Genomic DNA, 13466 nt, shown 5'->3' with positions numbered 1-13466 from the left:
TCGCAGGTCTGAAACCCCACCCACCATTTTCAGGCGCAGAGCACTCAGATCACCACGAACTTTTAGGGAAAGCATTGAAGAGCCTCCGTACACCTCTTGGCGTATCCACCCTCCTCGGTCTCTCACTGACCATGACCCCCGGCGCCTTCGCAGCAGAAGCCGTGACCGTAGACACCACCACCCCCATCGGCGCCTACTGGGAAAAGAACAAGGATGTTCTCGGTGCAGCAACCGGTGAACAGCAGACCTTCACCAACGGTGCTACCCAGCAGACCTTCGAAAACGGTGTTGTCACCCAGGGTAAGTACGGCGGTGTGCAGGCAATCACCGGCGCAGCAGGCGAAGTCTTCATGAAGGCCGGTGGCGCTGAGAAGTTCGGCAACGCCGAATCAGCCCCTTGGAAGCACAGCCACTGCGGCCTGTCCATCACCACCCACGACAGCAAGACCCGCTGGCTCGTTGTGCTGGATGAAAACACCCAGGCAGGCTCCTATATCAGCCTCAATTCAGCTGAGGCTAAGGCCTGGCAGGCAGAGCGCTCCAAGACCCGCGCCTGCTTCACCAACAACGCTGTCGTTGAAACCACCCCCGTGCTGCCCGAAACCCCGGCTGAGCCGGTAGCTCCCGAAACCCCTGCTGAGCCCGAGGTACCCGCCGACACCAACTTCGGCGATGCTGCTAACAAGATTGCCGATGCCCGCGCAGTTGCCGCCGCTAACGGCGTTGCCGTAGCCGAGACCGGTGGCGAGCTGACCAAGGTAACCGCTGACCTGGTAACCCAGGACTTCGGCGGCAATATCTCAGCTATCTACTCCGTCGCCCAGGATCGCGCGCTCATGATCAATACCGATGCGCTAGCAGCCTACCTGGCTAACTCCGGTCAGTACGGCACCTACCTCTACCAGAACGAGTACACCAAGCACTGGAAGACCGGTGCCCTCGAACTGCGTGCCCTCTTCTACAACACCACCGCTGAGAACTGCTCCACCCCCGTCACCCGGGAGGATCACGGTTACGCCCTGTACTCCACCGGTACCGCCGTTATCTCCCACTACTTCATCCAGTACAAGGACTACGGCACCTGCATCAACTGGGACAACCAGACCACCGCGTCCCCCGTTACCTGGGGCGAGGGCCTGATGGACCGAACTGCAACCGGCACCGAGATTGACACCACCTACGACTGGTCAGCAGCCAAGTTCATTCCCCTACAGCAGGTCCTAGAACTGCGCGTGGACGCCGACAAGGTTGTCTACATCAAGGCTGATGCTCAGGGTAAGCCCCTGGCAGGCGCTAAGCCTGTAGAGTCTTCAGCCCTGACCGAGGCACTGAACCTGGCTGACCGTGGTCGTTTCTCCTCCTACAACGACTGGGCAGTCGGCGGTAACTGGAACATCTGGAACGAGATGACCATGCTCGGCGCCCCCGTTGCTGAGGCAACCGAGGCAACCGCTAACGGCACCACCATCGTGACCCAGCAGTTCGAAGGTGGCACCCTGGTCTGGACCAAGGGTACCGCCTTCATGACCGCTGAGCTCAACGATTTGGGCCAGGCAAAGCTCGCCTGGTACACCGCCCTGGGTCTCTAAGCTCTTAGGCTTTCGCAGAATTTTCTGCGCGGACGCCGGTACCCACCTACTTGCCCAAGAGCAGGGGAGTGGGCGCCGGCGTCCTCTCTTTAAGGCGGGGTACACACCCCGCCGGTTGGCGGTAAACTGGTAGTTAAGTATGCCCACCCCGGCCTGCACAGTCGGTGAATGGGCCCCGTACGAGAGAAGCGAGAAACCACTTGGTCCAGCGCCTGTCCCACCTGTTCCTGCGCACCCTGCGTGAAGACCCCGTCGACGCCGAAGTCGCAAGCCATAAGCTCCTGGTACGTGCCGGCTACATCCGCCGTGCCGCCCCCGGCGTTTACACCTGGCTGCCTCTGGGCTTGAAGGTGCTGGGCAAGATTGAGAACATCGTGCGCGAAGAAATGAACGCAATCGGTGCCCAGGAAGTTCACTTCCCCGCTCTGCTTCCCCGTGAACCCTACGAAGCGACCAACCGCTGGGAAGAATACGGCGACAACCTCTTCCGGCTGCAGGACCGCAAGGGTGCAGACATGCTGCTGGCTCCCACCCACGAGGAAATGTTCACCCTTCTGGTCAAGGACCTCTACACCTCCTACAAGGATTTGCCGGTCTACCTCTACCAGATTCAGACCAAGTACCGCGACGAAGCCCGCCCCCGTGCAGGTCTGCTGCGCGGCCGCGAGTTCATCATGAAGGACTCCTACTCCTTCAACGTGGACGATGAGGGCCTGGAAGAGGCCTACCAGGCCCACCGCGCCGCCTACATCAAGATTTTCGAGCGCCTGGGTCTTGAGATCGCTATCGTCCAGGCCCAGTCAGGCGCTATGGGCGGCTCCCGCTCCGAGGAGTTCCTGCACCCCACCCCGATTGGTGAAGACACCTTCGTGCGCTCTGAGGGCGGCTACGCTGCTAACGTTGAGGCCGTGACCACCGTGGTGCCCGAGTCTGTAGATGCGTCAGCCACCCCCGCTGCCCGCGTTGAGCTGACCCCCGACTCACCGACCATCGAAACCCTGGTCGACCAGTCCAACGCCCTGCACCCGCGCGAGGGCCAGCCCTGGACTGCCGCCGACACCCTCAAGAACGTGGTGCTGGCCGTCATCCTGCCTGACGGCAGCCGCCAGCTGGTTGCTATCGGCGTACCCGGTGACCGCGCTGTTGACCTGGGCCGTGTTGAGGTCAATGTCGGTGCCCTGCTGGGCGTCGGCGGCGAGGTTGAGGTAGAAGCTGCCAGCGAAGAGGACTTCAAGAAGTTCCCGCAGCTGGTCAAGGGCTACATCGGCCCTGGCCTGACCCTGACCGAGAAGCTCCTGGGTACCGAGTCAGCTACCGGTATTCCCTACTTTGTTGACCCCCGCGTGGTTGAGGGCTCTGCCTGGATTACCGGTGCCAACGAGGACCAGAAGCATGTCTACGACCTGGTGCTGGGCCGCGACTTTGAGGCTGACGGCGTGATCGAGGCTTGCGAGGTGCGCGAGGGCGACCCCGCTCCGGACGGCTCCGGCCCCCTGATTGCTGCCCGCGGCATCGAGATGGGCCACATCTTCGCCCTGGGCCGCAAGTACGCAGAAGCCCTGGGCCTGAAGGTGCTGGACCAGAACGGCAAGCTGCAGACCGTGACCATGGGCTCCTACGGTGTGGGCGTGACCCGTGCCCTGGCCGCCATTGCTGAGGGCAACCACGACGACAAGGGCCTGATTTGGCCCCGTAACCTGGCCCCTGCCGATGTGCACGTGGTCATGACCGGTAAGGGCACCGAGGTTGCAGAGGGCGCTGAAAAGCTGGTTGCTGACCTTGAGGCCGCTGGGCTTGACGTCATGTTTGATGACCGCCCCAAGGTATCCCCCGGTGTGAAGTTCGGCGACGCTGAGCTGCTGGGCGTACCCACCATCGTGGTGGTTGGCCGCGGCTTTGCCGAGGGCAAGGTCGAAATCAAGGACCGCCGCAGTGGTGAGGCCCGTGAGGTCGCTGTTGAGGACGCCGTCACCGAGCTGCTGGCCGAGGTCCAGCGCTAACACCCGCTGGTAGGTACCATCTACGTCAGAGATGACCACCAACGAGCTGGTCATTTCTGACGTAGATGGTACCTTGTGGTTTAACCGCACTCCCAGCAAAGGCATCAGCGTGCTCGATACCCTCGGCTTTGATTCTCTCGGCCTTGAGCCGACCACGCTACTTCTGCTCCTGCTAGCGGCCCTGGCCGCTGGCTGGGTGGACGCCGTAGTCGGCGGCGGTGGCATGATTCAGCTTCCCGCGGTGCTCATGGTCCCGGGGCTCTCGCCTGTGCAAGCCCTGGCTGTTAATAAACTGGGGTCTATCTTTGGCACCCTCACCAGTGCCGCAACCTACCTGCGGCGCACCCCGGTCGATGTGCGCACTGTGCTGCCAGCGGCGTCCCTGGCTTTTGTGACCAGCATGGGCGGGGCCTTGGTCGCCACAGCCCTGCCTGAGGAACTCTTCAAACCCATCATCGTGCTGGCCCTGCTGGCTGTGCTGGTTTACACCGTCTTTAAGTCGTCGCTGGGTGAGCTCACCCAGCTCAAACACCAGGGCCTGAAACACCTGATGGTGGGTCTATGCATCGGTGCAAGCATCGGTTTTTACGACGGTCTGCTGGGCCCCGGCACCGGCTCTTTTCTGATGATGGCCATGGTGTCTTTGATGGGCTATAGCTTCTTGCAGGCAACTGCCCAGACCAAGATTATTAACGCCGCTACCAACCTTGGAGCCCTGGTGCTCTTTGCGGTGGCAGGCCAGCAGGTCTGGGCTCTTGGCCTGCTTTTGGGTATGGCCAATATGGTGGGTGGCTACCTTGGAGCACGCATGGCTCTGGCCCGTGGCAACGGCTTTATCCGCTGGATGATGATTGCCGTGGTGAGCGCCCTCATCATCAAGCTGGGAGCTGATATTCTCACGGCTCTTTAGCTGGCGAGCTGCTGAGCATCTAGAGCCAGAATGAGGGCCAGGGCTTCGATGTCGTCCGCCGAGGTGGCAAGCGTCTGGTCAGCTAGGGTTGCTCTCGCATTCTTCTCAAGAGCCGCGGTGAAGTCGGTGAGCTGCTGGGAGGCCTCGGCTGCTTCGGCGAGGGGGTAGGACGCCGCGGGCGCCTCAAAGACCCCGTAGCAGGTCAGAACGGGGGCGGCTAAGTGCCCCATATCGGTGGTAGCTGTTGCTAGCTGGCCGGCCTGGGCCGCAACGTCAGCGTAGCCCTGCTCGGAACGGGCGGCGTAGACCTCGCTGACGTAGTTGAGCTGATAGATACTCTGCTGCAGGGGCAGTAGAGAAGCGGGCTGCACAGCTTGTTCACTGCCTGAACTTTCGGGGGCACCAGCAGCGAGCCCCTCGTCACCACAGGTGTAGTTGCTGATATGTGCCACCTCGTCGGTCAGGGCCTCGGGGTAAGCCGAGTTATCTAGCCCGTCCTGGCGGGCAGCCTGCCACACATCCGCAACGATGGTGAGAGCCCGCGCCCGATCACCGGTGTCCTGGGTCGCAAAACCTAGCTCCAGCAGGGCCGAAACCGTGCTCTGGAGCTGCTGCTCTACCGGCTCATACTCCGTAACCGTTACGTCCTGAGCCGCAGGCGCAAGGGACTCAAGGGCGGCCTGCGCCGCCTGCCCCAGCGCGTCCTGACCCGATTCACTAGCTGCCTGCTGCAGGGCGGTCAGCTGGGCAGCCATGGTGCTCTGATCGCTAAGGTCAGCGCGTATCTGTTCAGTCTGACGCTGTGAAAACCAGCCTACAGCAAGGAGCACCACCAGCAGACCAGCTAATAGAGCGGCCACAAGTACCGGGGTCAGACGAACAGAGCGATTCATAGGCAGCTACCTCTCACACAAAACAGACGGGCAAGAGCCCACCCCCCATTCTGCCAAAAAGTCACCTAGCCTGCCCGCCCTCAGCGAATTCTCGGCTGACGTACGGGGCGCTGGTGGTAGGCTTGAATGAATCTATCTACCCTTAGACACCAGGAGCTACGCGCGATGGCATCACCCAAAGCCAGTAAGAAGGACGCCCCCAATGCCCGCGAGCGCCGGGCTGCTGCCCGCGCTGAGCAGGGCATCACCAAGAAAGCCCCCGCCGGTAGCTTTGTGAGCGTCGAGGGGGTTCGCGAGGCCGTCACCCGGGTGGTAGAGCAGGAGTTCAAGCTGGTGTTGGAGAAGCTGGCCGCTAAGGGCCGTGGCGCTAACCGCACCCTGGAGATTGTGGTGGACTACCCCGAGGACCGTACCGATGCCCTGTCACTCGATACCATTGCTGAGGTTTCCCAGGCCCTATCAGCGGCTCTTGATGATGCTGATGACGGTGAAGTGCCCTACTCTCTTGAAGTGTCATCGCGCGGGGTGACCAGCCCCTTGATTGAAACCCGCCACTGGAAGCGCTCAATCGACCGGCTGATTGAAATTACCGAAGCCGGGGGAGAGAAGTACCTGGCCCGCCTCGACTTCGTCACCGATGAGGGGCCCGTTGTACGCCGCAAGAAGGAAACCAAGAAGGGGCAGCCTGAGAGCTACCGTGACCCCGTGACCCTGCCCTGGGGCACAATTTCTGCTGCAAAGGTAGAAATTGAATTCAACCGCTAGCAAGTAATCGCTAGAATATAAAGACAAGACCGCAACTCAATACTTTTGAGGCAGCGTACCGTAGGTGCGCGAACATACACCGCAAGCGGTGCCGGAGCTTTTTGCCCCGGCACCGTGTTACACGGAAGGGCCAACCATGGACATTGATTTGAGCAACCTCCGCCTGCTCGAAAAAGAGCGCGACATCTCAATCGACACCTTGATCCCGATGATTGAGAGCGCCATCCTGCTGGCCTACCAGAAGCAGCCCGGTGCCATCCGTGGCTCACGTGCAGAGCTTGACCGCACCAGCGGTAAGGTCACCATTTGGGCCCCCGAGCTCGATGAGAACGACCAGCAGATTGGTGAGTTCGACGATACCCCCAATAACTTTGGTCGTATCGCGGCCTCTACCGCCCGCCAGGTCATTCAGCAGCGTCTGCGCGATGCCCAGGATTCAGCCGTGCTCGGTGAGTTCAAAGACCGCGAGGGTCAGCTGATTTCAGGCGTTATCCAGCAGGGCCCCAACCCCCGCATGATTCACGTTGATTTGGGCACTCTTGAAGCTGTGCTGCCCACCAACGAGCAGGTGCCTGGAGAGCGTTACGCCCACAACACCCGCATCCGCGCCTACGTGCTTGAAGCTAAGCGCGGCCCCAAGGGCCCCTCCATCGTGCTCTCTCGTTCTCACCCCAACCTGGTTCGCCGCCTCTTCGAGCACGAGGTCCCTGAGATTGCTGACGGCTCGGTAGAAATCATGGCGGTTGCTCGCGAAGCTGGCCACCGCACCAAGATTGCAGTCCGCGCCACCAAGCCCGGCGTCAACTCTAAGGGTTCCTGCATCGGCGAAATGGGCGCCCGCGTGCGAGCTGTGATGGGTGAACTCAACAACGAAAAGATTGATATCGTCGATCACTCTGAGAGCCCCGAAGAATTCATCGCCGCCGCCCTTTCACCGGCCAAGGTTAGCGAAGTCACCGTGACCGAGCGCAAGACCTTCTCTGCCCGAGCGATTGTGCCTGATGACCAGCTTTCGCTGGCTATTGGTAAGGAAGGGCAGAATGCCCGCCTGGCCGCTAAGCTCACCGGCTGGCGTATCGACATCATCTCGGCCTCTAAGTATGAGGCCGCGATGGCAGCAGCCCGTGTAGCGAACGAAGATGGTGCTGAAGAAGCCCCCGAAGCCGCCACTGAATAAGAGAGCTGACTAACATATTTGCCGTTAGCCCCCGCAAGGGGGCTAAACTGGTCTATAGAGGTCACAGCACTATAGAGTGCTCATGACTGGTCGGCGGCCAGCCATGCCCGCAGGTTCAGCGCTAAAGAGCCTGCAGGAAGCAAGCGAACAACACGAAGGGAGCGCCCCAGCTGCACACCCCCGTCCGCACCTGCATCGGCTGCCGAACCACAGCACCCGCCCACGACCTCGTCCGTATCGCCCTCACACAGACTGAACCCACGCGTGCAGTCTTTGACCGGGCCAAAAACCTCCCGGGGCGTGGAGCCTGGCTCCACCACACACCCGAATGCCTTGCCCTCGCGCTCAAAAAAAATGCGCTGGCCAGGGCCTTTAGAACCCGGGTTGAAGCCAACGAACTGGTGATCCCCGCATAGGGGAGGGTCGGTTCGACCCCCGCTAGGGGTGGCGAACCAACAATGTCAACGAGTTTGACGACTTACTGTGTACGAAAGCGAGTCAGAAAACTGATGGAAACCCGATGAGTGCCGCGCAATGAGTACTTTCCTGTGCTCACCCACCGGCAAAAACCCAGCTGAACCCCAGCTGAAACCTCATACAAACTGAAGGTTCGCCCCTGTTCGGTGCGAACCAGAACAGGAGAAAAGTGGCTAAGCCCCGCGTTCACGAGATCGCTAAAGAACTCGGAATCCCCTCTAAAGAAGCTGTCGCTAAGCTTCAGGAACTTGGCGAGTTCGTCAAGGGTGCATCATCAACCCTTGAACCGCCCGTAGTCAAGAAACTGCGTGCCGCCTTCCCCAACGCCGGTGCCCCCGCAGAGGCCCCCGCCGCTGAGAAGAAGGCTGCTGCCCCCGTGTCCGCCCCCAAGCCCGGTGCATCTGCACCGAAGCCGGGTGCGTCCGCTCCTAAGCCCGGTGCTGCAGCACGTAAGCCGGCTACCCCGGCAGCTCTCGCTGCCCCCAAGCCCGCAGCTAAAGCTGCACCTGCCGCTGAGAAGAAGGACGCCGCCGCGAAGCCCGCTGGCCCCCGCCCCGGCAACAACCCCTTCTCCACCACCCAGGGTATGTCTGCACCTAAGCCGGCAGCCCCTAAACCCGCAGCGCCCAAGCCCGCTGGCGCTAAGCCCGGCCCCCGCCCCGGTAACAACCCCTTCGCCCCCTCACAGGGCATGGGCAAGCGCAACGACCGCAATGAGCGCGGCGAGCGATCAGGTGGCCCCCGCCCCGCAGGCGGCCGTAACGCACGCGGCAACAACCCCGGTGGCCCCCGTCCTGCCGGTGCTGGTGGCCCCCGCCCCGCAGGCGGACGCAACAACGCACCTCGCCCCGCAGGCGCAGGTGCCGGCGGCCCCCGTCCTGCTGGCGGCTCACCCCGCCCCGCACCCGCAGGTGGCGGCAACCGCCCCTCACCCAACATGATGCCCACCAAGATGAGCGGTAACGTCGGCGCCCGTGGCAGCGCCGGTGCCCCCGCAGGTGGCGGCCCCCGTCGCGGCTCAGGCGGCCCCGGCGGCGGTAACGGTGGCGGCGGCTTCAACCGCGGCCCCGGTCGCGGTGGCCCCGGTGGCGGCCGCGGCAACGCCCAGGGCGCCTTCGGTCGCGGTGGCGGCAAAAAGAAGAAGGGCAAGACTAAGTCAGCTCTGCGCCGTGAAGAGCAGCTGCGTCAGCCTACCATCGGTGGTGTAGCCGTACCCCACGGCGACGGTACCACCGAGATTCGTATGCGTCGCGGTGCCTCACTGATGGACTTCGCCGAGAAGATCGGCGCAAACGCCGCAGCCCTGGTAACCGTACTGATTCACCTGGGTGAAATGGCAACCCAGACCCAGTCCCTCGACGAGGACACCTTCGAGCTGCTCGGCGCTGAACTGGGCTACGTTATCAAGATCGTTTCCCCCGAGGACGAAGAGCGCGAACTGCTCGAATCCTTCGACATCAACCTGGCTGCCGAAGCCGAGGCGGAGGACGACGAAGTACTTGAAGTACGCCCGCCCGTTGTGACCGTCATGGGCCACGTCGACCACGGTAAGACTCGACTGCTCGATGCCATCCGCAACACCAACGTCATCGACGGTGAAGCTGGCGGCATCACCCAGCACATCGGTGCTTACCAGATCCACACCGAGGTCGATGGTGAAGAACGCTACCTGACCTTCATCGACACCCCCGGTCACGAGGCCTTCACCGCCATGCGTGCCCGCGGTGCCAAGGTTACCGACATCGCGATCCTGGTTGTCGCAGCAGACGACGGCGTCATGCCCCAGACCGTTGAAGCCCTCAACCACGCCCAGGCAGCTAACGTGCCGATCGTTGTTGCCGTCAACAAGATTGATAAGGAAGGCGCTAACCCCGACAAGATTCGCGGTCAGCTCACCGAGTACGGCCTAGTACCCGAAGAATACGGTGGCGACACCATGTTCGTAGAGGTCTCAGCCCGCCAGGGTAAGAACATCGACGAACTGCTGGCAGCTGTCACCCTGACCGCCGACGGCGCCCTCGAACTGAAGGCTAACCCCAACAAGGAAGCCCGCGGCGTAGCAATCGAAGCTAACCTCGACAAGGGCCGCGGTGCCGTCACCACCGTCCTCGTCCAGTCAGGTACCCTGCGCGTCGGCGACGCCATCGTCGCAGGCTCCGCCTACGGCCGCGTGCGCGCCATGTTCGACGAAAACGGCAACAACGTCGAAGAAGCCGGCCCCTCACGCCCCGTGCAGGTACTCGGCCTCAACACCGTACCCCGCGCAGGCGACACCTTCCTCTCCACCGAAGAAGAACGTACCGCCCGCCAGATCGCCGAAAAGCGTGAAGCAGCCGACCGCAACGCCCAGCTGGCCAAGCGTCGCAAGCGCGTCACCCTCGAATCCTTCGACGCTGCAGTGGCAGAAGGCAAGATGGACACCCTCAACCTCATCATCAAGGGCGACGTCTCCGGTGCTGTTGAAGCACTCGAAGAGTCCCTCATGAAGATCGAGGTAGGTGGCGACGAAGTTCAGCTGCGAGTCATCCACCGCGGCGTAGGTGCTATCACCCAGAACGACGTCAACCTGGCAACCGTTGATAACGCAATCATCATCGGCTTCAACGTGCGCCCCGCTGAACGCGTGGCAGAACTGGCCGACCGTGAAGGCGTAGAAATGAAGTTCTACTCCGTCATCTACCGCGCCATCGAAGAAGTCGAAGCAGCCGTCAAGGGCATGCTCAAGCCCGAATACGAAGAAGTCGAACTCGGCTCCGCCGAAATCCGCGAAGTCTTCCGCTCCTCTAAGTGGGGCAACATCGCAGGCTCCATCGTCAAGACCGGCATCATCAAGCGCAACTCCAAGGCCCGCCTGGTACGCGACGGTGCAGTTGTCGCCGACAACCTCACCATCGAATCGCTGCGCCGCTTCAAGGACGACGCCACCGAAGTCCGCGAAGGCTACGAGTGTGGTATCGGCCTGGGCTCCTTCAACGACATCAAGGAAGGCGATGTCATTGAAACCTGGGAGATGCAGGAAAAGCCCCGCGTCTAGGCTTCTACCTGGTTGATATTAAGGACGCCGGCGGGCGGGGCGCCCCACCCGCCGGCATCCCTTAACGCCAGACCCGGCCAGCCGGCTCTGGGGCGCCCCGCCCTGCCGGTATGCCGGGTACATGACCTAGCAATCACGCTAAGGCACCCTAGGGTTCGCGCTTGCTGCCCCTGGGGTGCCTTTACACTTAAACATAGAAACCTCTCTAGAGAAGGAGAACATCATGGCAGATCCGGCACGCGCCGCCCGCCTAGCCGACCGCATCAAGGTCATCGTTGCCCAGGCCCTCGAACGCCGCATCAAGGACCCCCGCCTCGGCTTCATCACCGTCACCGACGCCCGCGTCACCAACGACCTGCAGCACGCGACCATCTACTACACTGTCTTCGGTTCCGAAGAAGAACAGGCCTCCACCAAGGCCGCCCTCGAATCAGCCAAGGGCATCCTGCGCTCAGAAGTTGGCAAGAACATCACCGCGCGCCTGACCCCCACCCTCACCTTCGTCCCCGACGAAGTACCCGTCAACGCAGCCCACATTGAAGACCTGCTGCGCAAGACCAGGGAACGCGACGCCGAACTGGCTGCCGCCCGCGAAGGTGCCGAATACGCCGGTGGCGAGGACGCCTACAAGAGCACCGAAACCGAGGAAGGCTAAGCCTAAACCGTGGCCAAGAAAGCACCCACCGGGCCCTCAGGCCTCATCGTCGTTGACAAACCCGCCGGACTCACCAGCCATGACGTGGTCTCCAAAATGCGGTGGATTGCCGGCACCCGCAAAGTCGGGCACGCCGGCACCCTCGACCCCATGGCCACGGGGGTGCTCATCCTTGGCGTCAACAAGGCAACCCGCCTGCTCACCTGGGTCGTAGGGGAGACTAAGACCTACACCGCCACCATCCGCCTCGGCGTCTCAACCCTCACCGACGACGCGGACGGCGAAGCCACCGCCGTCGCTAACGAGGGTGCGCTGGCTGGTATCAGCGAGGATGCTATCAGGCAGCACATTGCGGACCTCACCGGCGACATCATGCAGATACCCTCTGCCGTCTCGGCCATCAAAGTCAACGGGGTACGCTCCTACGCCCGCGTGCGCTCAGGGGAGGAAGTAGAACTCGAATCCCGGCCCATCACCGTGCACTCCTTCGACCTGCATGACGCCCGCCCCGCCACCGCAACCTACCAGCTGGGCGAAGAAGAGGTGAGCACCAGCGTCCTCGACCTTGACGTCACGGTCGTCTGTTCGGCAGGCACCTACATCCGCGCCCTAGCCCGCGACCTCGGAGCAGCCCTAGGAACCGGCGCCCACCTCACCGCCCTGCGCCGCACCGCCATTGGCGAAATCCGAGCCGAAGACACCCACACCCTCGACGAACTCATCGCCGGGCGAGAAGCAGAACAGGCAGCCCCCCTGCTACCCATCGAAGAAGCAGCCCGCCGCCTCTTTGCCGTCCGCAACCTCACCGCAGCCGAAGCCACCGACCTCGCCAACGGCCGCCGCATCACCCCCACCAAAGGCAGCCCCGCCACCACCGCTCCCAAAACCGGCTCCACCGGCGGGCACGACAAACCCACCACCACCGGCCTTACCGCTGCCTTCGCCCCCAACGGCACCCTCGTCGCCATCATCGAAAACACCCGCTTCCGCCGCGACAACGTAGCCGCCCCCGTGCTCGTCTTCGAAGCCGGAACAACCTTCAAGGAAAACTAACCCGTCATGATGATTGCCGGACTCGACCTCTGGTTCTGGGCCATAACCGCGCTCGGCCTAGCCTCTTTCCTGATCTGCCTCATCCGCTTTCTGCGCGGAGCAGCCCCCGACGACTGGTCACAAGGCTCCGTCATCCTCCTTGAAGCCTTCCTCATCATCTACCTGGTCGGATCCATCATCATGCAGGTCACAACGGACGGCCCCAGCGGTGACTGGCTCGAATATTACGGCTACCTGCTCACCGCCATGATTATTCCCGTCGGCACCTTCATTTGGTCACTCTCCGAACGAACCCGCTGGTCAACCCTGGTACTAGGGCTAACCGGGCCGGTGCTGATGATCATGGTGCACCGTATGAACATGCTCTGGTACTACTATTAGGACGATGCGGCCACAGGTGAGCGCAGGGCGTGCGCTCAAAGCCACAGAAACGCCAGTCAGAGCAGCAGCAACATTGCATGGGAGATGGAAGAAGACAGTGAATCAAACACAGAACAAAGCCTCCGCTACAAAAAATAGCGGCTTTGGCCGCCTGCTCGTCGTTATCTACGGTGTCTTTACCCTGTCGGCCGGGGCGCGGGCCCTCTACCAGGTCATTCGCAAGTTCGATGAAGCCCCGCTGTCTATCAGCCTTTCAGCGCTCTCAGCCCTCATCTACCTGGTTGCCACTATCGCTTTGGCTAAGAAGGGGGAGGGGGCCTGGAAAATCTCCCTGGCCGCCGTCAGCATCGAAATGGCCGGCGTGCTCCTCATCGGCATCTTCTCCTACCTGCAACCCCAGCACTTTGAACTGGCCTCTGTCTGGTCCCACTTCGGTTCCGGCTACGGCTACATCCCCCTGATTCTGCCCATGGTTGGCCTCTGGTGGCTCAACAAAACCCGCCCTGCCTGCACCCGCTAAGGCCCGCGTCCG

At 62.1% G+C, this 13466-nt stretch carries 12 protein-coding genes; 11 read left to right on the top strand and 1 reads right to left on the bottom strand.

All coding sequences use genetic code 11. The annotated features are described in order from the left end of the window. Positions 1-74: 74 nt before the first annotated feature. From QM007_RS08335 to QM007_RS08325, 3 genes are all read left to right on the top strand, one after another. Entirely contained in the window at positions 75-1589 is a 1515-nt protein-coding gene (locus QM007_RS08335) for a hypothetical protein (RefSeq protein ID WP_283489531.1), read from the top strand. Positions 1590-1789: 200 nt separating this feature from the next. Further along, positions 1790-3589 carry a proline--tRNA ligase gene (locus QM007_RS08330; protein WP_283489530.1) on the top strand — a complete coding sequence of 600 codons (1800 nt, stop codon included), beginning with the start codon at positions 1790-1792 and terminating at the stop codon, positions 3587-3589. 31 nt (positions 3590-3620) lie between these two features. After that, complete coding sequence (locus tag QM007_RS08325) at positions 3621-4499, top strand: TSUP family transporter (RefSeq protein ID WP_283489529.1); 879 nt, start codon at positions 3621-3623, stop codon at positions 4497-4499. Here QM007_RS08325 and QM007_RS08320 read toward each other — a convergent pair. Then, a complete protein-coding gene (locus tag QM007_RS08320) occupies positions 4496-5392 on the bottom strand; it encodes a hypothetical protein (protein ID WP_283489528.1) in 897 nt (298 codons plus the stop codon). The two genes, QM007_RS08325 and QM007_RS08320, sit on opposite strands and share 4 nt — an antisense overlap. Before the next feature lie 165 nt (positions 5393-5557). On the opposite strand from QM007_RS08320, the gene rimP reads away from it, so the two are divergent. The 8 genes from rimP to QM007_RS08285 all read left to right on the top strand — a co-directional run bounded on the left by rimP (position 5558) and on the right by QM007_RS08285 (position 13454). Continuing rightward, positions 5558-6157, top strand: coding sequence for a ribosome maturation factor RimP (gene rimP / locus QM007_RS08315; RefSeq protein ID WP_283489527.1), 600 nt, complete (start codon positions 5558-5560; stop codon positions 6155-6157). Between the two features lie 136 nt (positions 6158-6293). Further along, the gene (gene nusA / locus QM007_RS08310) at positions 6294-7334 is read left to right on the top strand and encodes a transcription termination factor NusA (protein WP_283489526.1); all 1041 of its coding nucleotides are present in this window, start codon (positions 6294-6296) and stop codon (positions 7332-7334) included. Between the two features lie 170 nt (positions 7335-7504). Then, the gene (locus QM007_RS11170; protein WP_502949102.1) at positions 7505-7750 is read left to right on the top strand and encodes a YlxR family protein; all 246 of its coding nucleotides are present in this window, start codon (positions 7505-7507) and stop codon (positions 7748-7750) included. Between the two features lie 230 nt (positions 7751-7980). Continuing rightward, positions 7981-10845, top strand: a complete 2865-nt coding sequence (gene infB, locus QM007_RS08305; protein ID WP_283489525.1) for a translation initiation factor IF-2 — start codon at positions 7981-7983, stop codon at positions 10843-10845. A gap of 223 nt (positions 10846-11068) precedes the next feature. Next, complete coding sequence (gene rbfA, locus QM007_RS08300) at positions 11069-11500, top strand: 30S ribosome-binding factor RbfA (RefSeq protein ID WP_283489524.1); 432 nt, start codon at positions 11069-11071, stop codon at positions 11498-11500. 9 nt (positions 11501-11509) lie between these two features. Next, complete coding sequence (gene truB, locus QM007_RS08295; RefSeq protein WP_283489523.1) at positions 11510-12553, top strand: tRNA pseudouridine(55) synthase TruB; 1044 nt, start codon at positions 11510-11512, stop codon at positions 12551-12553. 6 nt (positions 12554-12559) lie between these two features. Then, complete coding sequence (locus QM007_RS08290; RefSeq protein ID WP_283489522.1) at positions 12560-12934, top strand: hypothetical protein; 375 nt, start codon at positions 12560-12562, stop codon at positions 12932-12934. Between the two features lie 97 nt (positions 12935-13031). After that, positions 13032-13454, top strand: coding sequence for a hypothetical protein (locus tag QM007_RS08285; protein WP_283489521.1), 423 nt, complete (start codon positions 13032-13034; stop codon positions 13452-13454). Positions 13455-13466: the final 12 nt, after the last annotated feature.

The sequence above is a fragment of the Rothia sp. SD9660Na genome, assembly GCF_030064065.1.
Taxonomy (GTDB): domain Bacteria; phylum Actinomycetota; class Actinomycetes; order Actinomycetales; family Micrococcaceae; genus Rothia.
This window is presented reverse-complemented; position numbering and strand designations above follow the sequence as displayed.